General features: G+C 69.0%; 16 protein-coding genes and 1 tRNA gene. 10 read left to right on the top strand and 7 right to left on the bottom strand.

The window, feature by feature from the left end; translation table 11 throughout:
* Nucleotide 1 precedes the first annotated feature (1 nt).
* The 4 genes from IH68_RS0118950 to IH68_RS0118935 all read right to left on the bottom strand — a co-directional run bounded on the left by IH68_RS0118950 (nt 2) and on the right by IH68_RS0118935 (nt 6,595).
* Entirely contained in the window at nt 2-1,390 is a 1,389-nt protein-coding gene (locus IH68_RS0118950; RefSeq protein ID WP_030936621.1) for an OFA family MFS transporter, read from the bottom strand.
* Between the two features lie 115 nt (nt 1,391-1,505).
* Nucleotides 1,506-3,656 carry an acetate--CoA ligase family protein gene (locus tag IH68_RS0118945; RefSeq protein WP_030936619.1) on the bottom strand — a complete coding sequence of 717 codons (2,151 nt, stop codon included), beginning with the start codon at nt 3,654-3,656 and terminating at the stop codon, nt 1,506-1,508.
* A 4-nt stretch (nt 3,657-3,660) separates the two neighbouring features.
* Complete coding sequence (frc, locus tag IH68_RS0118940; protein ID WP_030936617.1) at nt 3,661-4,902, bottom strand: formyl-CoA transferase; 1,242 nt, start codon at nt 4,900-4,902, stop codon at nt 3,661-3,663.
* A gap of 10 nt (nt 4,903-4,912) precedes the next feature.
* A complete protein-coding gene (locus IH68_RS0118935; protein WP_030936615.1) occupies nt 4,913-6,595 on the bottom strand; it encodes a thiamine pyrophosphate-binding protein in 1,683 nt (560 codons plus the stop codon).
* A gap of 178 nt (nt 6,596-6,773) precedes the next feature.
* On the opposite strand from IH68_RS0118935, the gene sucC reads away from it, so the two are divergent.
* The 4 genes from sucC to IH68_RS0118915 all read left to right on the top strand — a co-directional run bounded on the left by sucC (nt 6,774) and on the right by IH68_RS0118915 (nt 10,820).
* A complete protein-coding gene (gene sucC / locus IH68_RS0118930; RefSeq protein WP_030936613.1) occupies nt 6,774-7,904 on the top strand; it encodes an ADP-forming succinate--CoA ligase subunit beta in 1,131 nt (376 codons plus the stop codon).
* Nucleotides 7,905-7,915: 11 nt separating this feature from the next.
* Entirely contained in the window at nt 7,916-8,815 is a 900-nt protein-coding gene (gene sucD / locus IH68_RS0118925) for a succinate--CoA ligase subunit alpha (RefSeq protein WP_030936611.1), read from the top strand.
* Nucleotides 8,816-8,952: 137 nt separating this feature from the next.
* Nucleotides 8,953-10,494: an aldehyde dehydrogenase family protein gene (locus IH68_RS0118920; protein WP_030936610.1), complete on the top strand. Its 1,542-nt coding sequence runs from the start codon at nt 8,953-8,955 to the stop codon at nt 10,492-10,494.
* Nucleotides 10,495-10,732: 238 nt separating this feature from the next.
* Nucleotides 10,733-10,820, top strand: a tRNA-Leu gene (locus IH68_RS0118915).
* Nucleotides 10,821-10,872: 52 nt separating this feature from the next.
* Here IH68_RS0118915 and IH68_RS0118910 read toward each other — a convergent pair.
* Both IH68_RS0118910 and IH68_RS0118905 read right to left on the bottom strand, forming a co-directional pair.
* Nucleotides 10,873-12,021 (bottom strand): acyltransferase family protein, encoded by a 1,149-nt coding sequence (locus IH68_RS0118910; protein ID WP_051833543.1) that lies wholly within the window; start codon nt 12,019-12,021, stop codon nt 10,873-10,875.
* A gap of 213 nt (nt 12,022-12,234) precedes the next feature.
* The gene (locus tag IH68_RS0118905) at nt 12,235-12,690 is read right to left on the bottom strand and encodes a tellurite resistance TerB family protein (RefSeq protein ID WP_030936606.1); all 456 of its coding nucleotides are present in this window, start codon (nt 12,688-12,690) and stop codon (nt 12,235-12,237) included.
* Nucleotides 12,691-13,087: 397 nt separating this feature from the next.
* Here IH68_RS0118905 and fusA point away from each other — a divergent pair, with 397 nt between their 5' ends.
* Complete coding sequence (gene fusA / locus IH68_RS0118895; protein ID WP_420718994.1) at nt 13,088-15,163, top strand: elongation factor G; 2,076 nt, start codon at nt 13,088-13,090, stop codon at nt 15,161-15,163.
* Nucleotides 15,164-15,283: 120 nt separating this feature from the next.
* Here fusA and IH68_RS0118890 read toward each other — a convergent pair whose 3' ends face one another.
* Complete coding sequence (locus IH68_RS0118890) at nt 15,284-17,068, bottom strand: hypothetical protein (protein ID WP_030936604.1); 1,785 nt, start codon at nt 17,066-17,068, stop codon at nt 15,284-15,286.
* A 211-nt stretch (nt 17,069-17,279) separates the two neighbouring features.
* Here IH68_RS0118890 and IH68_RS0118885 point away from each other — a divergent pair, with 211 nt between their 5' ends.
* The 5 genes from IH68_RS0118885 (at nt 17,280) to IH68_RS0118865 (ending at nt 23,935) form a co-directional block, all read left to right on the top strand.
* Entirely contained in the window at nt 17,280-18,596 is a 1,317-nt protein-coding gene (locus tag IH68_RS0118885; protein ID WP_030936603.1) for an ABC transporter substrate-binding protein, read from the top strand.
* 4 nt (nt 18,597-18,600) lie between these two features.
* The gene (locus IH68_RS0118880) at nt 18,601-19,596 is read left to right on the top strand and encodes a carbohydrate ABC transporter permease (RefSeq protein WP_030936602.1); all 996 of its coding nucleotides are present in this window, start codon (nt 18,601-18,603) and stop codon (nt 19,594-19,596) included.
* A gap of 22 nt (nt 19,597-19,618) precedes the next feature.
* Entirely contained in the window at nt 19,619-20,458 is an 840-nt protein-coding gene (locus tag IH68_RS0118875) for a carbohydrate ABC transporter permease (RefSeq protein ID WP_030936601.1), read from the top strand.
* A gap of 41 nt (nt 20,459-20,499) precedes the next feature.
* A complete protein-coding gene (locus IH68_RS0118870; RefSeq protein WP_030936600.1) occupies nt 20,500-21,864 on the top strand; it encodes a GH1 family beta-glucosidase in 1,365 nt (454 codons plus the stop codon).
* Nucleotides 21,865-22,291: 427 nt separating this feature from the next.
* Nucleotides 22,292-23,935: an APC family permease gene (locus tag IH68_RS0118865; protein WP_030936599.1), complete on the top strand. Its 1,644-nt coding sequence runs from the start codon at nt 22,292-22,294 to the stop codon at nt 23,933-23,935.
* Nucleotides 23,936-23,951: the final 16 nt, after the last annotated feature.

The raw sequence follows: 23,951 nt of genomic DNA, 5'->3' as shown, positions 1-23,951 counted from the left end.
CTTATGCCATCTCCTCGCCGAGCGGGTGCGGGTTGGGGACGATGCGCCGGGCCTTCGGCCGGCCCGGGGACTTCAGGAAGAGCGCCAGCACCGCGGAGGCCAGGCCGATGGAACCCGCCAGCACGAACGCGCCGTGGTAGTCCCAGGCGCCGACGACGACCGCGCCCAGGCCGGAGCCGACCAGCCCGGAGATCAGCTTCGAGCTGTAGACCATTCCGTAGTTGGTGGCGTTGTTGTTCTCGCCGAAGTAGTCCGCCGTCATGGCCGCGAACAGCGGGAAGATCGCTCCGCCGCCGAATCCGGAGACCATGGAGCAGAACAGGAAGAACGGCATGCTGCCCATCTGGCCGGAGACCAGCACGCCGAACTGCGCCGTGCCGAGCACGATGCAGACGATGATCAGTGTGTTGCGGCGGCCGTAGCGGTCGGAGATCCAGCCGATGACACCGCGCCCGGTGCCGTTGACGATGGCCTTCAGGGACATCGCGGTGGCCACGATCCCGCCCGCGAACCCCATGTCCTTGCCGAACGGCACCTGGAAGGCGATGCCGAAGATGTTGATGCCGGCCGTGCACAGCAGACAGAACCACATCATCCACAGGACGGGGGTATGGGCGGCCTCCTTGGGGGTGTACTGCTTGACGGCGGGCGGGTTCTTCTCCAGGGCCCGGCGGATCTTCGGGTCGTCGGTCATCCTCAGCGGGTCGACGTGCGCGGGCCACCAGTTCTTCGGCGGGTCCTTGAAGAACCGGCCGGCCGCGGCCACCACCAGACACAGCCCGATGCCCACACAGGCGAGCACCGTCCGGTAGTTGCTCAGGTCCATGTACGACGTGAACAGGAAGACGAAGGGCACGGACCCGTAGGCGAAACCGCCGTTGACGAAGCCCGTCTTGCCGCCCTTGCGCTCCGGATACCACTTGCCGACCATGTTCACGCAGGTCGCGTAGACAAGACCGGCGCCGATGCCGCTGCACATGCCGAAGCCGAAATACGCGACGGCCACGTTCGGCGCGTACGCCAGCGACACATGGCCGACCATCGTGCCCACGGCGCCGATCATCATCGCCGTACGGGCGGGCAGCTTGCCGGTCTCCCGCAGCTGCCCGGCGGGGAAGGCCACGGCCGCCTGGAAGAACACCCAGACGCCCATCAGCCAGAAGATGTGTCCGCTGCTCCACAGATGAGCCTCGTGGAGTGTGTCCTCCGCCGACGTGAACGCGTACTCGGCGGAGCTGATGCCCATCATGCCCACCCAGGGCAGGATGACCATCCACTTGCGTGTTCGGCCCATGAGGTCGGTATCGGACTCACCGATCCGGTACACGCGGCCGTTGCGATCCGTCACCTCCCTGTAGGGGACGGATGTCGTGTGGTCGGTGGTTGTCATCGCTCAGCACCCCTTGCATCGAAAGCTCTGGCCAGCGCCCCCTGTCCAATGCCTTTCGCGTGCGCACGGGTCCCGGGGCCGGCCGACCGCACTGTCGGCCGGCCCCGCGCTTCGCTCACCTCATGAACCGCCCCCCCAACAGTCCCGCCGCCCGCGCCCAGCGGTACTTCGCACCGAGCACGGCCACCGGCTTCTCGGTCGTGTACGGGTACGCCACGACCCCTCGCTCGTACAGGTACTGGCAGGCCTCCTCCACCTCGACGTCGCCCGCGAGGGAGGCCACCACGGGCTTCTCGATGCCGCGCTCCCGGAACTCGGCCACCACGCGCGCGGTGAGCTCCGCGAAGACCATCGGGGGAGTGACGATGGTGTGCCAGTAGCCGAGGACGAGCGCATGGATGCGCCGGTCCTCCAGGCCCAGCCGGATCGTCGCCTCGTACGTCGACGGCGGCTCGCCCCCGGTGATGTCGACCGGGTTGCCCGCGGCCCCGAAGGGCGGGATGAACTTCCGGAAGGCCTCGTCCAGGTCCGGCGGGATCTCCATCAGGGACAGCCCGTTGTCGGTCACGGCGTCGGACAGCAGCACCCCGCTGCCGCCGGCCCCGGTGATGATCACGACGTTGTCGCCCTGGGGAGCCGGAAGCACCGGCAACGCGCGCGCGTACTCGAGCATTTCGTTCAGCCCGGGCGCCCTGATGACCCCGGCCTGCCGGAGGATGTCGTCGTACACGGCGTCGTCGCCCGCCAGCGCCCCGGTGTGCGAACCGGCGGCCTTCGCACCCGCCGCCGTACGCCCCGCCTTCAGGACGACGACCGGCTTCTTCGGCACGGTCGCCCGCGCGGCCTCCACGAAGGCGCGGCCGTCCTTGAGGTCCTCCAGGTGCATCGCGATGCACTCGGTGTGCGGGTCCTCGCCGAACCAGGTCAGCAGGTCGTCCTCGTCCAGGTCCGACTTGTTGCCGAGGCCGACGATCGCCGACACACCCGTCTTCGTGGTGCGCGCGAAACCCAGGATGGCCATCCCGATGCCACCGGACTGCGAGGTCAGCGCTACGCCGCCCTTGACGTCGTACGGCGTGCAGAACGTGGCGCACAGGTCCTGCCACGTCGAGTAGTAGCCGTAGATGTTCGGCCCGAGGAGGCGCACGCCGTGCCGTTCGGCGATCGCCACGATCTCCTCCTGGAGTTCGTGCTCGCCGGTCTCCGCGAACCCGGAGGGGATCAGCACGGCGTTCGGGATGTTCTTGCGTCCCACCTCCTCCAGGGCCGAGGCCACGAACTTGGCGGGGATCGCGAAGACCGCCACATCCACCTCACCGGGAACGTCCGTGACACTCTTGTACGCCTTGCGGCCCAGAATGTCATCGGCCTTGGGGTTCACCGGGTGGATCTCTCCGGCGAAGCCGCCGTCGATGAGGTTGCGCATCACCGAATTGCCGATCTTGCCCTGCTCGTTGGAGGCACCGATGACGGCGATGGACGAGGGCTGCATCAGGCGGCGCATGGAGGTGAGGATCTCCTCGCGTGTGTACGTGCGTCGAGGCTTCGGCATCGACTCGGCGAGGATCACGCGGATGTCCGCGGCGACCGCGCCCTCAGGGGTGGCGATCACCGGGTTGAGGTCGACCTCCGCGATCTCCGGGAAGTCCGCGACCAGTTGGGAGACCCGGCGGATCTGCTCGGCGACCGCCCACCGGTCCACGCCCGCCCGGCCGCGCACCCCGTGCAGGATCTCCGCCGAGCGGATCGAGTCCAGCATGGACAGCGCCTCGTCGGCGCTCACGGGCGCCAGCCGGAACGTGACGTCCTTGAGGACCTCGACGAGCACCCCGCCGAGCCCGAAGGCGACGACCTTCCCGAACGTAGGGTCCGTCACCGCGCCGACGATGACCTCCTGCCCCTGTGGGAGCAGCTCCTGGACCTGTACGCCCTCGATGCGCGCGGACGCGTTGTACGCGCGCGCGTTCTCGATGATTTTGTGGAACGCGGCCCGGATGTCGGCGGCGCCCTCGACGCCGACGATCACACCGCCGGCATCGGTCTTGTGCAGGATGTCCGGAGAGACGATCTTCATCACGACGGGCCCGCCGAACCGCGCGGCGTACGAGACGGCCTCGTCGACGTCGGTTGCCAGTTCCTCGCCGGGTACGGCGATCCCGTAGGCGTCGGCGATCACCTTGCCCTCGGGCGCGGTGAGCGCGGTGCGCCCCTCGGCCCGCACAGTGTCGAGGAGCGACCGCACCCTCAGCTCCCGGTCTTCGGCCATCACGTCAGATCACTCCGTTCGACTTGAGCAGGCGCAGTTCCTCGTCGCCGAGGCCGAGTTCGCCGATGTAGACCTCTTCGTTGTGCTCGCCGAGCAGAGGTGAACTGGTCACGTCCACCGGCGAGTCGGAGAGCTTGAGCGGGCTGCCCACCGTCGTGAACTCGCCGCGCTCGGGGTGCGGGACGGTCACGACCATCTCGTTGGCGATCAGCGAGTCGTCCTCGATGATCTCCTTGGTGGACAGGATGGGCCCGCACGGGATGTTGTGGGTGTTGAGCCGTTCCAACACCTCCCACTTGGGAAGAGTCGAGGACCACTCCTCGATCAGCTGGAACATCTTGTTGAGCTTCGGCAGCCGGGCCTGAGGCGTCGCCCACTCGGGGTCCTCGGCCAGCTCCGGCCGGCCGATCAGTTCGCTGAGCGGCTTCCAGCCGACGGGCTGCACGATGACGTACACGTAGTCGTTGGGGCCGCCCGGCGCGCACTTGACCGCCCAGCCGGGCTGGCCGCCGCCGGACGCGTTTCCGGACCGGGGAACTTCGGTGCCGAAGTCGTCGTTGGGATATTCAGCGAGCGGGCCGTGGGCCAGGCGCTGCTGATCGCGCAGCTTCACCCGGCAGAGGTTGAGCACAGCGTGCTGCATGGCCACGTTCACCCGCTGACCGCGCCCGGTGTGCTCCCGCTGGAACAGCGCCGCGAGTATCCCCGCCACGGCGTGGACGCCCGTCCCCGAGTCCCCGATCTGGGCCCCCGTCGCCAGCGGCGGCCCGTCCTCGAAACCGGTGGTCGACATCGACCCGCCCATGGCCTGTGCGACGACCTCGTACGCCTTGAAGTTGGTGTACGGGCCGTCCCCGAAGCCCTTGATGGAGGCATAGACGATCCGCGGATTGATCTCCTGGATGCGGTCCCAGGTGAAGCCCATGCGGTCGACCGCGCCCGGTCCGAAGTTCTCGACCATGACGTCGGAGCGCCGGATCAGCTCGGTGAGGATCTCCTTGCCGCGCTCGGTCTTGGTGTTGAGGGTGATGCTCCGCTTGTTGCAGTTGAGCATCGTGAAGTAGAGGGAGTCGACGTCCGGGAGGTCGCGCAGCTGCCCCCGCGTGATGTCACCGGTCGGAGCCTCCAGCTTGACCACGTCTGCCCCGAGCCAGGCGAGCAGCTGGGTGGCGGAGGGCCCGGACTGGACGTGGGTCATGTCGAGGACGCGGATGCCTGCGAGGGCCTTGGTGGGCGTTCCAGTCATGCGGGCCACCTCACTTGTACATCGTCTGGTTCATGGTTCCGGGGGCGTACGCGTCCGGGTCGACCCAGACGTTGATCAGGGACGGCTTGCCCGACTCACGGGCTCGCTGCAGCGCCGGGCCGATGTCGGCGGGGTCGCGGACCTCCTCGCCGTAACCGCCCAGCATCTGCGCGAACTTGTCGTAGTGGACGTCGCCGAGGGTGTTGCCGACCCGCTCCCGCTCCAGGCCGTACTTCTGGGCCTGGCCGTAGCGGATCTGGTTCATGGAGGAGTTGTTGCCGACGATGCCGACGAAGGGGAGGTCGTAGCGGACGAGGGTTTCGAAGTCCCAGCCGGTGAGGGAGAAGGCACCGTCGCCGAAGAGGGCGACGACCTCCTTGTCGGGCCGTGCCTGCTTGGCCGCGAGTACGAAGGGGACACCGACGCCGAGGGTGCCGAGCGGGCCCGGGTCCATCCAGTGCCCGGGTGACTTCGGCTGGACCACCTGCCCGGAGAAAGTGACGATGTCACCGCCGTCGCCGATGTAGATGGAGTCCTCGGTGAGGAAGTCGTTGATCTCGCTGACCAGGCGGTACGGGTGGATCGGTGAGGCGTTCGACTTCAGGCTCGGCAGCCGCTTCTCGAGGGCGGTCTGCTCGGCGGCACGCAGCTCGTCGAGCCACTCCTTGCGTTTGGCCGCGCCCCCGTTGATGCGTCCGGAAGCCGCCTCGGTCACCGACTTCAGGACGAGTCCCGCGTCCCCGACGATGCCGAGATCGATGTCGCGGTTCTTGCCCACCGTCCGGTAGTCGAGGTCGATCTGTACGACGGTCGCGTCCGGGGAGAGCCGCTTGCCGTAGCCCATGCGGAAGTCGAAGGGCGTGCCGACGATGACGATGACGTCGGCGTTGGAAAAGGCGTACCGCCGCGACAGCTGGAAGTGGTGCGGGTCGCCGGGCGGGAGGGTGCCGCGGCCTGCACCGTTCATGTAGGCGGGGATGTTGAGGGTCCGCACGAGGTCGATGGCCGCCTCGGTGCCGCGGGTCGTCCACACCTGGCTGCCGAGCAGGATGGCCGGCTTCTCGGCGTGCACGAGCAGATCGGCGAGCTTCTCGACGGCCTCGGGGTCGCCGGCCGAGCGGGTCGAGGCGCGGTAGGCGCCGGACTTGGGCATGCGCGCCTTGCTCACCGGCACCTTGGCGTCCAGCACGTCGCGCGGGATCTCCAGGAAGGAGGGGCCGGGCGCGCCGTGGTAGCACTCGCGGAACGCCATGGACACCATGTCCGCCGCGCGGGCCGTGTCCGGCACGGCCGCCGCGAACTTGGTGATCGGCGTCATCATGTCGACGTGCGGCAGGTCCTGCAGGGACCCCATCTTGTGCTGGGTGAGGGCCCCCTGGCCGCCGATCAGCAGCATCGGGGACTCCGCGCGGAAGGCATTGGCGACACCGGTGACGGCGTCCGTCGTGCCCGGACCCGCGGTGACGACGGCGCAGCCGGGTTTGCCGGTGAGGCGGGCGTAACCGTCGGCGGCATGGGCGGCGACCTGCTCGTGGCGGACGTCGACGACCTCTATGCCCTCGTCGACGCAGCCGTCGTAGATGTCGATGATGTGGCCGCCGCACAAGGTGTAGATGCGGTCGACCCCCTCGGCCTTGAGTGCCTTGGCAACGAGATGACCACCGGAAATCAGGTCCTGGGTGTCGTCGGGCATGGCGAAGTCCTGTCCCTTCGTAGGGGTTCGAACTGCTCTCTCGGTACATTGCATACAGTCGACGAATACTGTATGAACCTTGTTATCCCGCATCCGGTGGGTGGTGTCCAGGGGGCGTGCGGCACTTTTCGGGGGCCTGGGGGTCGCTCCCCAGAAGACACAGCGGTCAGGAGCCGAAATGGACCTGTACGAACACCAGGCAAGGGAACTCTTCGAGGAACACGGCATCGCGGTGCCGAGGGCCGAGGTCACCGACTCGCCCAAGGAAGCACGTGAGATCGCCCGCCGACTGGGTGGGCGAGTGGTGGTGAAAGCCCAGGTCAAGACCGGTGGGCGCGGCAAGGCGGGCGGGGTGAAGCTCGCCGCGGACCCGGCCGCCGCGGAGCTGACCGCACGCCAGATCCTCGGTATGGACATCAAGGGCCACACAGTCGGCAAGGTGATGCTGGCCCAACCCGTGGACATCGAGGCCGAGTTCTACGTCTCCTATGTGCTCGACCGGGCGGCGGGCCGCTTCCTCGCCATCGCCTCCGCCGAGGGAGGCATGGAGATCGAGAAGGTCGCCGCAAGCCGCCCGGAGGCGGTGGCCCGTATCCACATCTACCCTGCCGAGGGCGTCACCTCGGCCAAAGCGAACGAGATCGCCGAGGCGGCGGGGCTGCCGGCGCAGACCGCCGACGTCCTCATGAGGCTCTGGGAGGTCCTGGTCCGCGAGGACGCCGTCCTCGTCGAGGTCAACCCGCTCGTGCGGACCACGCAGGGGCAGATCATCGCCCTCGACGGCAAAGTCACCCTCGACGACAACGCCCGCTTCCGGCAGTCGCGTTGGGGCGGGGAAGACGTGGAGCACGACGACCCGCTGGAGGCGGCGGCCGCCGCCAAGGGCCTCAACTACGTCAAGCTGGACGGCGAGGTCGGCATCATCGGCAACGGCGCAGGCCTGGTCATGTCGACCCTCGACGTCGTCGCTGGCTGCGGCGCCCGCCCCGCCAACTTCCTCGACATCGGCGGCGGAGCCTCCGCCCAGATCATGGCCGACGGCCTCTCGGTCATCCTGTCCGACCCGGCCGTGAAGTCGGTCTTCGTCAACGTCTTTGGCGGGATCACCGCCTGCGACGCGGTCGCCGAGGGCATCGTGCAGGCCCTGGACAGCGTGCAGTTGACCAAGCCGCTGGTCGTGCGGCTCGACGGCAACAACGCGGCCCGCGGGCGCGCCATCCTCGACGAGCGCGCGCATCCCCTGGTCCAGCAGGCCACCACCATGGACGGCGCCGCCGGCCGTGCCGCCCAACTCGCCACCAGCGGCTGAAGGAGCCCGACATGGCCATCTACCTCACCAAGGAGAGCAAGGTCCTCGTCCAGGGCATGACCGGCGGCGAAGGCATGAAGCACACCCGTCGCATGCTCGCGGCCGGCACCGACGTCGTCGGCGGCGTCAACCCGCGCAAGGCGGGCCGCACCGTCGACTTCGACGACCGCAGCGTTCCCGTCTTCGGATCCGTCGCCGACGGTATCCACGCGACCGGCGCCGACGTCACCGTCGTCTTCGTGCCGCCCGCCTTCGCCAAGGCGGCCGTCGTCGAGGCCGCCGATGCCGGCATCGGCCTGGCGGTCGTCATCACCGAGGGCATCCCCGTCCACGACTCCGTCGCCTTCCACGCCCACGCCAAGGCGAAGGGCACGCGCGTCATCGGCCCCAACTGCCCCGGCCTGATCACCCCCGGCCAGTCCAACGCGGGCATCATCCCGTCCGACATCACCAAACCGGGCCGCATCGGCCTGGTGTCCAAGTCCGGCACGCTCACCTACCAACTCATGTACGAACTCCGCGACATCGGCTTCTCGACATGTGTCGGAATCGGCGGCGACCCGGTCGTCGGCACCAGCCACATCGACTGCCTGGCCGCCTTCCAGGACGACCCCGACACCGAACTGATCGTCCTCATCGGCGAGATCGGCGGCGACGCCGAGGAACGCGCGGCCGCATACGTCCGCGAGCACCTCACCAAGCCCGTCGTCGGCTACATCGCCGGTTTCACCGCCCCCGAGGGCAGGACGATGGGGCACGCGGGCGCGATCGTGTCCGGCTCCTTGGGCACCGCACAAGCGAAGAAGGAGGCTCTGGAGGCGGCCGGGGTGAGTGTGGGAAACACACCGACCGAGACGGCGAAACTTGTGCTCGCGTGTCTCGAACGCGGTCGCGCGGCCGCTCATAGTTGATGTGAGGCGACCGTGACGCACCACCGCGTGCGTCACGGCGTCCTTCGTACGACGTCCGCGCACGGCAGTGCGAGCCGGCGCGCGACGAGCCATGCACCCCCCGCCCCCGACTGTGCACCGAGAGCGGAGAAACCCCTATGGCAACAACCCTCACCCTCAAATCAGGCACGTCCTGGGCCGACGCCTGGCAGCGCTGCCTGTCCGTCGCCCCGGAGGCCTTCCAGGACGACCGCGTCCTCAACCTCTGGAACTCCACCTGGCAGGCCGACGGCAGGGCCCTGCCCGCCACCAGCCCCGTCGACGGCAGCCCCATCGCCGGCCCGCCCCGCCTCGACCGCGACACCGCACACCAGGCCGTGCGGGCCTCGCTCGACCAGCACCGCGCCTGGCGGCACGTCCCCCTCGAAGAGCGCCGCGCCCGTGTCGCGGCCACCCTCGACGCCCTCACCGAGCACCGCGAACTGCTCGCCCTGCTCCTGGTGTGGGAGATCGGCAAGCCCTGGCGGCTCGCGCAGGCGGACGTCGACCGGGCGATCGACGGCGTGCGCTGGTACGTCGACGGCATCGACCCGATGCTCGAAGGGCGCACCTCGCTGGACGGCCCGGTGTCCAACATCGCGAGCTGGAACTATCCGATGAGCGTGCTCGTTCACGCAATGCTGGTCCAGACACTGGCAGGCAACGCGGTGATCGCCAAGACCCCGACCGACGGCGGCCTCGCCTGTCTGACCCTGGCCTGCGCGCTCGCCGCCCGCGAGGGGATTCCCGCCACCCTCGTCAGCGGCAGCGGCGGCGAGCTGTCACAGGCGCTGGTACGAGCGCCCGAGATCGGCTGCGTCTCCTTCGTCGGCGGCCGGGACACCGGTGCGGCGGTCGCCACGGCCGTCGCCGACCTCGGCAAGCGCCACGTACTGGAACAGGAAGGACTCAACACCTGGGGCATCTGGAACTACTCGGACTGGGACGCACTCACCGCCGTGATCCCGAAGCTCTTCGACTACGGCAAGCAGCGCTGCACGGCGTACCCGCGTTTCGTCGTCCAGCGGCAGCAGTTCGACGAGTTCCTGGCGGCGTACCTTCCGGCGGTGCGCACACTCAGGGTGGGCCACCCGCTCGCGGTCGAGCACAGCGACGACCCGTATCCGCAGCTGGACTTCGGGCCGGTCATCAACGCGGCCAAGGCCAAGGAGCTGCGCGACCAGGTCGCCGAGGCCATCGACCGCGGCGCGGTCCCGCTGCACCGCGGCAGCGAGAGCGACGGCCGTTTCCTGCCCGGCCAGGACACCTCGGCGTACGTCCATCCCGTGACACTCCTCAACCCGCCGCGGTCCTCACCCCTGCACCATGCGGAACCGTTCGGCCCGGTCGACAGCATCGTCCTGGTCGACACGGAGGCGGAGCTGCTGGCCGCGATGAACGCGTCCAACGGCGCGCTGGTGGCCACCCTGTCCACGGACGACAGGGCGACCTTCGACCGTCTGGCCCCGCAGGTCCGGGCGTTCAAGGTCGGCCACGGCAAGCCCCGCTCACGCGGCGACCGCGACGAACTGTTCGGCGGTTTCGGCGCGTCCTGGCGCGGCGCCTTCGTCGGCGGCGAGCTGCTGGTGCGCGCCGTGACCCAGGGGCCGGCGGGAGAGCGGCTGCCGGGGAACTTCCCGGACTACCACCTCATGCCATGAGAGACGCTCGGGTGGCGCCCCGCTCCGGGAGCGCCACCCGGCGATCACCTCGGCACGGCGTGATCCGGCCAAGCCCGTAGTCGTGGAGTCACCTCCGGTGACGCGTCCTGCAGCCCGCTCCCGGCCGCCCGCGGGCGCCGCCCAAGGGGTGGATATGCAGGTGAAAGGCACTCCGAAACCTTGGTATTGTTGTCCATGTCGCCGCGGGGAACACCCCCGGTCAGGCGGCAGACACCTGGTCCGGGTGGCGGAATGGCAGACGCGCTAGCTTGAGGTGCTAGTGCCCTTTATCGGGCGTGGGGGTTCAAGTCCCCCCTCGGACACCAGTGAGACCCCTGCTCAGCAGGGGTCTTTTGCGTTTCTGGAATGCCGGTGACGTCAGGACAACGCTTGTGACCCGATCCGGGGCCCCTGCTCCCGGACCGTTCCGGGCGCCGTGCGTGTGTCCCGTCGAAACGCCCACTCCATGGTCGGCTCCACGGCGAAGCGGAAGATCCGCCGGACGGGCGGTGTGCACAGCACGGTCACGATCGCGGCGGCGGCGAGCGTGACGGTGATCTCGCCGAGCGGCCCGTGGATCCAGGCGGGGGAGTACCAGCCCCAGAACTTCGATCCCTGGGCGACGAAGCCGTGCAGCAGGTAGCCGTACAACGTGCCCGCGCCCAGGGCGGTGAACCACAGGCGGCGACCCGGTACCCAGGCCAGGAAGCAGGCGACCAGAACCATCGAGCAGCCGAACACGGCCAGTGTCATCACCGGCCCGTACCAGGCGGGCGCGCCCAGCTCCTGGGCGCTGTCGCGGTGGAAGAACCAGGCGCCGGTCATCCGCGGCACCGCCCAGTACGACGCGACGAGCGCACAGACGAACACCGGAACGGCCAGGACGCGCACCTTCCAGCGGCGTACCAGCCGGAAGTGCTCCGGCCGCAGGCACAGACCGACCACGAAGTACGGCAAGAACTGCAGCACCCGCTGCAGATCGAGGTCGTTGCCGATGGACGGGGAGACGGTCGCCAGCATCGCGACGACGAGCGCCACCGGCAGTGGCCGGCGCACCTTCTGCCAGAGCGGGGTGGTCAGCCGCCAGATGAACAGCGCCACCAGGAACCACGTCAGGTACAAGGGGTCCAGGATGGTGATCGGCCGGTCCGGGACACCGTCGGTCCAGCGAGTGAAAAGGGTGTATGCCGTCTCGAAGACCACATAGGGAACGGCGACGCCGGTCACAAGTCGTCTGATCTTGGCCGGGCTCGCGTCGAACCCGCGGGAGAAGTAGCCGGAGATCACGATGAACGCCGGCATGTGGAAGGCGTAGACGAGGTTGTAGAGCGCGGTGACCGTCCGGCTGCCGTCCCGCAGCGGCTCCCACGCGTGGCCCATCGCCACCAGCACGATCGCCAGATACTTCGCGTTGTCGAAGTAGGCGTCGCGCTGTTTCACCCGCCCTTGCTGCGCACCGCGTGGGGAACCTGCGCTCTCTGATGCGTGTCTTACCTGGGTTACGGCTGTGGTCTGGGGGTGGGACATCCTACGCGCCTCACCGGTTCTGCGCGACGTAAACCACCCGCAGAGGTGAGCCTGCGTCTCACTTGGGGGAGCGGCATTGAGCGCTGCAGCGCTCAATGCCGCTCCCCCAAGTGGACAGCCGCCGCCGTGGAGGCGGGGCTCGCCGCGCACCGCATGCGCCGGGTGCTGGACGGCGACCCGACCAGGGGGCGGTGCCGGCCGGCTTCGTCCGGATCAGAGGTCGAACTCGTGCGGCGGCAGGTCGAGGGTGTAGCACGCCTCCCGCACCACGGCCTGCTCCGTCTTGTCGAAGTCGCCGTCGGCGCCCCCGATGACGATGCCGATCTGGACGACGGCACGGGCCTCGGCGGGCTTCTTCTTCGCCTTGGCGATCTCCTGCAGCACGCTGACCTTGCCGAAGGCGAAGTCCGTCGTCAGCTTGTTCAGGTTCTCCTCGAAGCGGCGGCGCAGATCGTCGGCGGGGAAGTTCTGCAGGACCTCGTTGGTGGCGATCAACTGGGCCACGCGCTGCCGCTCGGCCGGGTCGATGGTGCCGTCAGCGGCTGCGACCAGGGCGCACATCGCCATGCTGGCATCGCGGAACGCTCCGCTCTTCAGGTCGTTCTTCTTCGCCACGAGCTGGGTCTGCATCGTCGTCGCGGATTCCTTGATGCGGTCCCACAGGGCCATGAGAACTCCATGTGTTCGGTGTCGTAAGAGATCTACAGCACCGTGGAAACTAGTGGCGCGGCAGAGAAGTTCCGGACGTTTCAGGAAAGTTCACCTGCTGCGCGCCGCCGGAAAATCGGGTGCCCCGCCCCCTCGGCGCTCCCTACACTCGCCACGCACCGTGCGTCGCCGTGACGCGCGGGACGAGTGAGGAGGACGGCCGTGCGTTACTGCACCACAGTCGTCGTCCCCTGCTCGCAGTTCGAGGTGATCCTCGTGTCCCCGTCCGTCCGGTGCCCGCTGCGCGGCCGGTACCGGATGCCCGTGACGAACGTCTGACGCGGCCTGCCGTATTCACCGGCACCCCTGGTCGGGCCCGTTCGTCCGGGAATCGCGCTGCCCATTCCGATCATCGCCGATGATCAGCGATCACCAGAAAGGCCAACGGGCCGTGCGCACCAACCTCAACACTCTCGCCCTCGTCCGCAACCTCGGCATCCTTGCCCACGTCGACGCGGGCAAGACCACCGTCACAGAGCGGATCCTGTACGCCACCGGAACCACACACCGGCGCGGTGAGGTTCACGACGGCACCACCATCACCGACTTCGATCCGCAGGAGCGCGATCGCGGGATCACCATCTTCGCCGCGGCGGTCAGCTGCGCCTGGGAAGGCCATCGGATCAACCTCATCGACACCCCCGGGCATGTGGACTTCGCCGACGAGGTGGAGCGCTCGCTGCGGGTGCTCGACGGCGCGGTCGCGGTGTTCGACGCCGTCGCCGGGGTCGAGCCGCAGAGCGAGTCCGTGTGGCGGCAGGCCGACCGGCATGGCGTGCCGAGAATCGCGTTCGTCAACAAGCTGGACCGCGCGGGCGCCGACCTCGACACGGCCGTCGCCTCGATCCGCGAGCGGCTGCATCCGGCGCCGCTGGTCGTGCAGATGCCGATCGGCGCGGAGAACGGGTTCCGCGGTGTCGTCGACCTCGTCCGCATGCGGACGCTGGTCTGGGACGACGGCAGCGACACGGCTGTGGAGGGGCCGGTGCCTCAGGAGCTGCGCGAGGAGGCGCAGCGGCGTCGGCGGCTGCTGGAGGAGGCGGTGGCCGAGCTGCACACCGGCGCACTGGACGAGTTCTGCATGCGGGCGGCCGTGTCCGCGCAGACCCTCGTCGCCGCCCTGCGCGAACTGACCCGCAGCGGTGACGGCGTGGTGGTGCTGTGCGGCTCGGCCTACCGCAACCGCGGCATCGAACCGCTGCTCGACGCCGTCGTCTCGTACCTGCCCTCGCCGCTCGACGTGCCCCCCGTACAAGGGACGTTCGACGGTACGGAGCAGAAGCGGGCGGCCGATCCGGCAGCGCCGTTCGCGGCGCTGGCGTTCAAGGTGAATGCCACCCCGACGGGGCGGCTGACGTATGTGCGGGTGTATTCGGGAACGATCGAGAAGGGAGAAGCCGTGTGGGACGCGGGAGTGCGCCGTACCGAGCGGATCGGGCGGATCCTGCGGGTGCAGGCCGACCGGCACGCACATGTGGACCGTGCGGTCGCCGGGGACATCGTCGCCGTGGCCGGCCTGAAGTCCGCCCGCGCCGGCTCGACCCTGTGCGCCCCCGGCGCGCCGATCGTGCTCGAACCGCCGGGCGTCGCCGAGCCGGTGGTCTCCGTGGCCGTGGAGGCCCGCAGGTCCACCGACGCAGACAAGCTGGCCTCGGCGCTCGCACGGCTGACGGAGGAGGACCCCTCGCTGGTCGTGCGGACCGACCCCGAGACCGGCCAGACGGTGCTGTCCGGGATGGGTGAGCTGCACCTGGAGGTCGCGGCGGAGAAGCTGCGGAGCGCCCACGGTCTTGAGGTCAACGTCGGCCGTCCAAGGGTGAGTTACCGCGAGACGGTCGGCCGCGGGGTGTCCGGTCTGGTCTTCCGGCACGTCAAACAGGACGGCGGAGCAGGGCAGTTCGCGCATGTCGTCCTCGATGTCGAGCCCCTCGACGAAGGTTTCGAGTTCCGTTCGGCCGTCGTCGGCGGGCGGGTGCCGCAGGAGTACGTCCGCGCGGTCGAGGCCGGCTGCCGGGACGCACTCGCCGAGGGACCGCTCGGCGGTCATCCGGTGACCGGGCTGCGCGTGACCCTCAGCGACGGGGCGACCCACGTGAAGGACTCCTCGGAGACCGCCTTCCGCACGGCGGGCAGACTCGGTCTCCGAGAGGCCCTGCGGGCCTGCGCGATGGTCCTGTTGGAACCCGTCGTCGAGGTCACGGTCACCGTCCCCGAGGACGCCGTCGGCGGCGTGCTCGGAGACCTCGCCGCCCGCCGCGGCCGGGTCTCGGGCTCGGCCACGCGTGGCGGCGCGGCGGTCGTCACGGCCACGGTGCCGCTGGCCGAACTCTTCGGCTACGCAACCCGGTTGCGCAGCCGGACACAGGGCCGCGGCACTTTCACGGCCCGCCCCACGGGCTACGCGCAGGCGCCGGCCGCGACCGCGGCCCGGTGACTGAGAAGGCGGCCCCTCCCGTACGCGGGCGGGGCCGCCGCTCAGGGACAAGACACCGCCACCGCGATCCGGTGATCGACACGGCGACCCCGCCCCTTAACGGGCGGGGCCGCCGCTCGCTCACGGATACGACACCACCGTGGACGGCACCGTGGAGGTGCCCGACGTGGGCGCGCCCGTGTCGTTGATGACGTGTTCGTACTGGCCCTTTCCGCCCAGGGAGACCACCAGCAGGTCGTGGAAGCGCACTCCGGGCCGGTTCGGCGCGGCGAAACCGTTGTGCTGCACGATCGTCGGGTCGACGTTGTAGTAGCAGTAACTGCCCAGGCCCCAGCCCTCGTGCGCGGTGACGCCGTCGCCGACCTTGTAGGCCGCGTAGCCCTTCGCCGAGCCGTTCTGGATCGCGGCCTGGTCCGGGGCGTCGTAGGCCTTCTCGTTCTGGAAGAAGATCGTGCGGCCCCGCTGGCCGTACCACTGCACGTCGTACTTGTTGAAGTGCTCGACGAACAGGCCGGTGCACAGCACGTCGTCGCCGTTGACGACGATCCCGTAGTCGGCCCGGTTGGTGTCCCAGCCGACACCCGTGCCGTGGTCGGCGCGCCACACCCAGGTGTGGTCGACGATGGTGTGCCGGCTGTTGATCACCATGCTGGTGGTGGCCTTTCCGGCGCCCGCCCCGCCGATGCGGACGAACACGTCCTGCACGGTCGTCGGGTTGGCGGAGTGGTCCCGGGACGCGCCGCGCGGGCCGATCTCCAGCAGGGTGGGGGAGTTGACCGGCCCGGCGTCGATCAGGAAGCCCGCCAGGCGCACGCCGTCCACGTCGGCTACGCGCAGGGCCGTAACGCCGTTGTCGGGTACGAGAGTTGCGTACCCCAGGCCCAGCACGACCGTGTTGGCGCGGTCCACCTGGATCGGGCGGTCGAGGTGGTAGATCCCCGGCGTCAGCAGCAGGTGAAGCCCCTGTGTGAGCGCCTGGTTGAGGGTGGCCGCGGTCACGCCCGGCTTGGCGACGTAGAACTGCGACAGCGGGAGTGAGGTGCCTCGCGGGGTGCCGTTGCCCCAGGTCACACCGCGGGCGTTCGTCCGCTTCTCCGGCAGGAACACACGGAGGTCGGAGGAGCCCGTGACGTACAGGAAGGGCTTCTCGCGGGAGACCGGGGTCGTGTCCAGTGTGGTGTACGGCGGGTTCGGGAAGCTCTGCGCCGGGGCGCCCTCGACGCCGGAGAACACCATGTTCCAGACGCCGTTGAGCCAGCTGCCGATCGCACTGTCCCGGGTGTACCACTGCTGCTGCGAGTACGGTCCGACCTGGCCGTCGATACGGCTGTCGGCGATGTAGCCGCCGCTGGCCCAACCGTAGCCCGTGGGCGAGAGGTTGAGGCCGCCGCGGACGTGCATACGGCGGAAGGGGGCCGCCTGTGCGACTGCCCACCGGTTGGTGCCGTTGGCCGGAACCAGGGCCAGGTTCTCCGCCGAGCGCCAGAAGTTCTGCGTGGCGTTGCCGTTGAACCAGCCGGCGTCGACGGTGACGTCCCCGTTGATGGTGGTGTCGTCGGGGGAGAGGCCCAGGCCCATGATCGAGGTGTAGAAGCCGAGTTGGGCGTTGAGGCCGTTGTAGGTGCCGGGCTTGAACAGCAGTGCATAGCGGCCGGTGCCGAACTGGGCCGACTCCTGCTGTGTGAACACCTCGTCCAGCTTGGCCTGGATGCCCGGGGTGGACGGGTCGAAGACCAGGACGTTCGGGCCGAGGTCGCCGCCGCCGGGGAGGAGCCGCGGCTTCTTGGCGGAGGGGGCGGCGGACGCGCGGGCGGACAGACCGAGCACCGCGGGGGCGGATGCGGCGGCTGCGCCGAGGACGGTTCTGCGGCGCAGGGCGGGCAGACCGGAGTCAGGCAGGGGCATGGGGCGGCTCTCCTGTTCAGAAAGTGAACGAGGTGGGGTTTGGGAGCGCTCTCTCGCCGGTGAATGCTTCAACTTCCCGAACGGGCGCGTCAAGGGGTGCGACCGGAGTTCCGCAAGGGTTGCCGTACCCCTTGACTAGTCCATCCCTTGAGGTTTAACTCACGTCCTAAATTAAGTCATGACTGCAATCCCCGAAGGGACACCGGGAGCCATGCGCAGCATCCGAGCCGCGGCCGTAGGCGCCGTCACCATGTCACTCGCCCTTGCCGCCTCGGCCTGCGGAGGCGGTTCGTCGACAGGCGGCGGGTCCGACGACTCGCCGAAGACGCTCACGTACTGGGCCTCAAACCAGGGCGCGAGCATCGCCGTCGACAAGAAGGTCCTGCAGCCGGAGCTCGACAAGTTCGAGGAGCAGACGGGCATCAAGGTGAAGCTGGAGGTCGTCCCCTGGTCGGATCTGCTGAACCGGATCCTCACCGCGACCACCTCCGGCCAGGGCCCCGACGTCCTCAACATCGGCAACACCTGGAGCGCCTCCCTGCAGGCCACCGGTGCCCTGCTGCCCTGGGACGCCAAGAACCTCGCGAAGATCGGCGGCAAGGACCGCTTCGTCGACTCGGCACTCGGCTCGACGGGCGCGGCGGGCAAGGACCCCGCGGCCGTACCGCTGTACTCGATGGCCTACGCCCTCTACTACAACAAGCAGATCTTCGCCGAGGCGGGCATCTCCAAGCCCCCGGCCACCTGGGACGAACTGCTCGCCGACGGCAAGAAGATCAAGGCGAAGGGCAAGTCGCCGCTCGGCGCGGAGGGGGCGAACCTCGCGGAGAACATCCACCACGTCTTCGTCTTCGCCAAGCAGCACGGCGCCGACTTCTTCACCGCCGACGGCAAACCCGACTTCACGGGCGACGGCGTGGTCACCGCCGTGAAGCAGTACGTCGACCTGATGGCCAAGGACAAGGTCATCCCGACCGGCGACGCCGAGTACGCGCAGAACCAGTCCGTGAGCGACTTCGCCAAGGGCAAGCAGGCCATGCTGTTGTGGCAGTCCGCCGCCGCCAATCTGAAGTCCCAGGGGATGAGCGAGAGTTCGTACGGCATCGCGCCCGTGCCCGTGCAGTCCGGCGCCCCCGGCACAGGCACCCAGGTCAACTCGATGGTCGCCGGCATCAACCTCGCCGTCTTCAAGAACACCCACAACCTCGACGGCGCCACGAAGTTCGTGAAGTTCATGACCAGCGACGCCGAGCAGAAGATCCTCAACACGGCGTACAGCTCGATCCCGCCCGTGAAGGCGGCCCAATCGGATGCCGCGTTCAACAGCGCGTCCAACTCCGTGCTGAAGCAGACGCTCGCGACGAGCGCCGCCGCGCTGCCGCAGGTCGCCGACGAGTCGCAGTTCGAGACGGCGGTCGGCACGGCCGTCAAGGACCTGTTCGCGGACGCGGCGGCCGGGCGCGCGGTGACCGCCGACTCGGTGAAGGCGGCGCTCGAGAAGGCCCAGCAGCAGATGCCGGCGAAGTGATCCGATGACGACCACCGCCCTCAAGGAGCCTTCGGTGAGCGGGAGTTCCCCCGGGGCGGCGGCACGCGAGCCGCGTGACCGCCGCCCCGGCCGGATCCGCCGTATCGGACTCCCTTACCTGCTTCTGCTGCCCGCCCTGATCCTCGAACTCCTGGTCCACCTCGTGCCGATGGTCATCGGCATCGTGATGAGCTTCAAGGAGCTCACGCAGTTCTACATCCGGGACTGGGGCACCGCGCCCTGGACCGGCCTCGGCAACTACAAGGTGTCGGTGGACTTCGACGCCCCCGTCGGCGAGGCACTGCTGCACTCCTTCTTCGTCACCGTCGCCTTCACCCTGCTGTCGGTCGGCCTGTGCTGGCTGATCGGCACGGCGGCCGCGGTATTCATGCAGGACACCTTCCGCGGCCGCGGCCTGCTGCGAGCGCTGTTCCTGGTGCCGTACGCCCTGCCGGTGTACGCGGCCGTCATCACCTGGGTGTTCATGTTCCAGCACGACAACGGCCTGGTGAACCACGTCCTGCACGACCAACTGCACGTGACCGACAAACCGTCCTTCTGGCTGATCGGCGACAACAGCTTCTACGCGCTGCTCACCGTGTCGGTGTGGAAGGGCTGGCCGTTCGCCTTCCTGATCGTCATGGCCGGCCTGCAGAACATCCCGCGCGAGCTGTACGAGGCGGCCGCCCTGGACGGTGCCGGGCTGTGGCAGCAGATCCGCCGCATCACACTGCCGTCCCTGCGCCCCGTGAACCAGGTCCTGGTCCTGGTTCTCTTCCTCTGGACCTTCAACGACTTCAACACGCCGTACGTCCTGTTCGGCAAGGCAGCCCCCGAGGCAGCGGACCTCATCTCGGTCCACATCTACCAGGCGTCGTTCGTCACCTGGAACTTCGGCACAGGGTCGGCGATGTCCGTACTCCTGCTGCTCTTCCTGCTGGTCGTGACGGGCGGGTATCTGGTGCTCACCTCGCGCGGACGGAGGGCGGCCGATGTCTGAGGCCCAGAGGGTCAAGTCGCCCATGTCCCCGCCGAGTTCGTTCCTCTGGTCCCGGCGGATCTTCCTCGCCCTGCTCGCCGGCTTCGTCCTGGTGCCGGTGTACGTCATGGTCTCCAGCTCGCTGAAGCCGCTGGCCGACGTCACGGGCAAGTTCCGCTGGCTGCCCAGCGGTCTGACGATCCGCCCGTACATCGACATCTGGTCGACGGTCCCGCTGGCGCGTTACTTCGTGAACTCGCTGATCGTTGCCGGCTCGGCGACCGTCTGCTCGGTGGTGATCGCGGTGTTCGCCGCCTACGCCGTCAGCCGCTACGACTTCCGCGGCAAACGCGTCTTCACGGTCACCGTCCTGTCCACGCAGATGTTCCCGGGCATCCTCTTCCTGCTCCCGCTGTTCCTCCTCTACGTCAACATCGGCAACGCCACCGGCATCGCCCTGTTCGGCTCCCGCGGCGGACTGATCCTCACGTACCTCACCTTCTCCCTCCCCTTCTCGATCTGGATGCTGATCGGGTACTTCGACTCGGTGCCACGCGACCTGGACGAGGCGGCGCTGGTGGACGGCTGCGGGCCGCTGGGCGCGCTGCTGCGGATCGTCGTACCGGCCGCGATCCCCGGCATCGTCGCCGTCGCCGTCTACGCCTTCATGACCGCCTGGGGCGAGGTGCTCTTCGCCTCCGTCATGACCAACGACACCACCCGGACGCTCGCCGTCGGCCTCCAGGGCTACTCCACCCTCAACGACGTCTACTGGAACCAGATCATGGCCGCCTCGCTGGTCGTCAGCGTGCCCGTCGTGGCCGGCTTCCTGCTGCTGCAGCGCTATCTCGTCGCCGGGCTGACGGCGGGAGCCGTCAAGTGAACCGCCGGGAAACCAACTCCACCGATTCCGAAAGGACTTCCGTGTCCGACCGCATCGACCTCGCCGCCTTTCCGCCCGACTTCCTGTGGGGTACGGCCACGGCCGCGTACCAGATCGAGGGAGCCGTCGCGGAGGACGGCCGCTCCCCGTCGATCTGGGACACCTTCTCCCACACGCCCGGCAAGGTCGCGGGCAACGACAACGGCGACGTCGCCTGCGACCACTACCACCGCTGGCGCGAGGACATCGGCCTGATGCGTCAACTGGGCGCGAACGCCTACCGGTTGTCGATCGCCTGGCCGAGGGTGCTGCCCGGCGGGAACGGACCGGTGAACCCCAAGGGCCTCGCCTTCTACGACGAGTTGATCGACGCTCTGCTGGAGGCGGGCATCATGCCGTCCGTCACCCTCTACCACTGGGACCTCCCGCAGACCCTCCAGGACCGCGGTGGCTGGCCCGAGCGGGAAACCGCGCTGGCCTTCGCCGAGTACGCCGCGGTCGTGGCGGAACGCCTCGGCGACCGCGTGTCGCACTGGGCCACCCTCAACGAACCGCTGTGCTCGGCCTGGATCGGCCACCTGGAAGGCCGGATGGCTCCCGGCCTGACCGACCTGACGGCCGCCGTCCGCGCCTCCTACCACCTGCTGCTGGGCCACGGCCTCGCCGTCGGTGCGATCCGCGCCGCGGCCCCGTCCGCGCAGGTCGGCCTGGTCACCAACCTCTCCACGGTGCACGCCGCCACCGACCGCGACGAGGATGTGCGGGCCGCCCGCCGACAGGACGGCCACGTCAACCGCTGGTGGCTGGACCCCGTGTACGGCCGCGGGTTCCCGGCCGACATGCGCGAGGTGTACGGGGTGGAACTCCCGGAGCAGGAAGGCGACTTGGCGACGATCGCCGCCCCGCTCGACTGGCACGGCCTGAACTACTACATGCCGGCGACTGTCGCCGACGACCCCTCGGCCCCGGCGCCCCATGTCCGTTCGGTCCGTCGCCTCGGCGTCCCGCGCACCGGCATGGACTGGGAGATCGACGCGAACGGCATCGAGACGCTCCTGCTCCGCCTCACCGAGGAGTACGGCGCCCGCCGCCTGTACGTCACCGAGAACGGCTCCGCCTACCCGGACGTCGTACGCCCGGACGGCACCGTCGACGACCCCGAGCGCCAGGACTACCTGGAGCGCCACCTGGCGGCCTGCGCATCCGCGGCCCGCAAGGGCGCCCCGCTGGCCGGATACTTCGCCTGGTCGCTGCTGGACAACTTCGAGTGGGCGTACGGCTACGACAAGCGGTTCGGGCTGGTGCATGTGGACTATCGGACGCAGGTGCGGACGATCAAGGGGAGTGGGTATCGGTACGCGGAGATCGTCCGCGCCCACCGGGGCCGTACCCGCAAGGCGGCCTGAGACGGGCCCCTCTGCCGGACCCGGCCCGGAACCGGCCCGGACCCGGCCCGGAACCGGCCCGGACCCTGCCCGGAACCGGACCTGGACCCGGACGCGGACCGCTCCTGGACCCGGACCTGGACCCGGACGCGGACCGCACCTGGACCCGGACCTGGACCCGGACGCGGACCGCACCTGGACCCGGACCCGGACCTGGGGCCGGACCTGGACCTGGACCGCACCCGGACTCGGATCCGGACCCGGATCTGGACCCGCACCTGGACCTGGCCCGGGACCGCACCCGGCCGCGACAGCCCGGGTCCGGCACCGTCGCGGTCGCCCGGCGCATGGGCATTTTGCCGAGTCGTGTACGCATGGGCGGCCGTCGGGGATGCACCGGCGTGGCACGATAATGTGATGAGGATCACCCTATGAGGGGGTGTATGTCATGGCCATATCGGAAAAAGCGCCCGGCGCGGGAACCAAACCTGGCCTGAAGCGCGAGATCGGCTTCGTGGGCCTCATCTGGGCCTCGGAAGGATCGATCATCGGGTCGGGCTGGCTGTTCGGCGCCCAGGGGGCCCTGGCAGCGGCCGGACCGGCGGCCATCATCTCCTGGGCCATCGGCGGCCTCGCCATCCTGATCCTGGCGCTGGTGCACGCCGAGCTCGGCGGGATGTACCCGGTCTCGGGCGGCACCGCCCGCTTCCCGCACTACGCGTACGGCGGCGCCGCGGGAGCCTCCTTCGGCTGGTTCTCCTGGCTGCAGGCGGCCACGGTGGCACCCATCGAGGTGCTGGCCATGATCACCTACGGCCAGCACTACTCCTGGGCGCACGGCTGGGAGAAGATCAAGGGCGGCGAGCACGTCCTCACCGGGCCAGGCATCGCCGTCGCGGTGGGGCTGATGGCGGTCATCACGGCCATCAACTTCCTCAGCATCCGGCTGCTGGCCCGTACCAACAGCGCGGCGACCTGGTGGAAGGTCGGCATACCCCTGCTGACGATCTTCGTCTTCGCCATCGTTCAGTTCCACACCGCGAACTTCACGGCGGCCGACGGATTCAACCCCTACGGGGCGAAGGGCATCCTGTCCGCCGTCTCGACCAGCGGCATCATCTTCGCTCTGCTCGGCTTCGAGCAGGCCGACCAGCTCGCCGGTGAGAGCGCCAATCCCAAGCGGGACATCCCGCGCGCGGTGATCGGGTCGATCATCATCGGCATCATCATCTACATCGCCCTCCAGGTCGTCTTCCTCGCGGCGCTGCCCGCGTCCCAGATCGGCCATACCTGGGCCAACTCCGCGTTCAACGCCCTGAGCGGGCCGTTCGCGCAGGTCGCGACGCTGATCAGCGTCGGCTGGCTGGCCACGATCCTCTATCTCGACGCGGTGATCTCCCCCGGAGGCACCGGCCTGATCTACATCACCGGCTCCTCCCGGGTCTCGTACGGCCTGAGCCGCAACGGCTATGTGCCGACCGCGTTCGAGAAGACCAACAACCGCGGTGTCCCCTGGGTCGGCCTGATCACCGCCTTCGTGATCGGCTGCATCTGCTTCCTGCCCTTCCCGAGCTGGCGCTCCCTGGTCGGGCTGATCACCAGCGCGAGCGTGCTGATGTACGCAGGGGCGCCGCTCTCCTTCGGCGTGTTCCGCAACCGTCTGCCCGAGGCCCATCGCCCGTACCGCTTGCCCGGCGGAAGCTGGATGTCGCCGCTGGCGTTCGTCGTCGCCAACCTGCTGATCCTCTGGTCGGGCTGGACCACCGACTGGAAGCTCGGCGTCGCCATCCTCATCGGCTACGTCATCCTGGTCGCCAACAGGGTGTTCAAGATGAACCCGATCACCCCGCAACTGGACCTGCGTGCCGCGCAGTGGCTGCCGGTGTACCTGGTAGGCATGGGTCTGATCGTCTACCTGAGCGACTTCGGACCCCTGAAGCATCCGTGGTTCCCGCTGTGGTGGGACATGGTCGTCACCGGCGTCTTCAGCCTCGTCATCTACTACTGGGCCATGGCGGTCGCCCTGCCGGCCGAGAAGATCCAGGCCATGATCGACCAGGTCGTCGTCCCCGAGGAGGAAGAGATCCTCTGACCGGGGCCCGCGGACC

The sequence above is a fragment of the Streptomyces sp. NRRL S-646 genome, assembly GCF_000720765.1.
Classification (GTDB): domain Bacteria; phylum Actinomycetota; class Actinomycetes; order Streptomycetales; family Streptomycetaceae; genus Streptomyces.
The sequence above is the reverse complement of the archived record's forward strand: the minus strand, read 5'-3'. Positions and strand labels throughout refer to the sequence as shown.

What these genes read in the sequence shown, in the direction of transcription:
- IH68_RS0118950 (WP_030936621.1), bottom strand. Translation starts at nt 1,390, where the DNA reads ATGACAACCACCGACCACACGACATCCGTCCCCTACAGGGAGGTGACG.
- IH68_RS0118945 (WP_030936619.1), bottom strand. Translation starts at nt 3,656, where the DNA reads ATGGCCGAAGACCGGGAGCTGAGGGTGCGGTCGCTCCTCGACACTGTG.
- frc (WP_030936617.1), bottom strand. Translation starts at nt 4,902, where the DNA reads ATGACTGGAACGCCCACCAAGGCCCTCGCAGGCATCCGCGTCCTCGAC.
- IH68_RS0118935 (WP_030936615.1), bottom strand. Translation starts at nt 6,595, where the DNA reads ATGCCCGACGACACCCAGGACCTGATTTCCGGTGGTCATCTCGTTGCC.
- sucC (WP_030936613.1), top strand. Translation starts at nt 6,774, where the DNA reads ATGGACCTGTACGAACACCAGGCAAGGGAACTCTTCGAGGAACACGGC.
- sucD (WP_030936611.1), top strand. Translation starts at nt 7,916, where the DNA reads ATGGCCATCTACCTCACCAAGGAGAGCAAGGTCCTCGTCCAGGGCATG.
- IH68_RS0118920 (WP_030936610.1), top strand. Translation starts at nt 8,953, where the DNA reads ATGGCAACAACCCTCACCCTCAAATCAGGCACGTCCTGGGCCGACGCC.
- IH68_RS0118910 (WP_051833543.1), bottom strand. Translation starts at nt 12,021, where the DNA reads ATGTCCCACCCCCAGACCACAGCCGTAACCCAGGTAAGACACGCATCA.
- IH68_RS0118905 (WP_030936606.1), bottom strand. Translation starts at nt 12,690, where the DNA reads ATGGCCCTGTGGGACCGCATCAAGGAATCCGCGACGACGATGCAGACC.
- fusA (WP_420718994.1), top strand. Translation starts at nt 13,088, where the DNA reads ATGATCAGCGATCACCAGAAAGGCCAACGGGCCGTGCGCACCAACCTC.
- IH68_RS0118890 (WP_030936604.1), bottom strand. Translation starts at nt 17,068, where the DNA reads ATGCCCCTGCCTGACTCCGGTCTGCCCGCCCTGCGCCGCAGAACCGTC.
- IH68_RS0118885 (WP_030936603.1), top strand. Translation starts at nt 17,280, where the DNA reads ATGCGCAGCATCCGAGCCGCGGCCGTAGGCGCCGTCACCATGTCACTC.
- IH68_RS0118880 (WP_030936602.1), top strand. Translation starts at nt 18,601, where the DNA reads ATGACGACCACCGCCCTCAAGGAGCCTTCGGTGAGCGGGAGTTCCCCC.
- IH68_RS0118875 (WP_030936601.1), top strand. Translation starts at nt 19,619, where the DNA reads ATGTCCCCGCCGAGTTCGTTCCTCTGGTCCCGGCGGATCTTCCTCGCC.
- IH68_RS0118865 (WP_030936599.1), top strand. Translation starts at nt 22,292, where the DNA reads ATGGCCATATCGGAAAAAGCGCCCGGCGCGGGAACCAAACCTGGCCTG.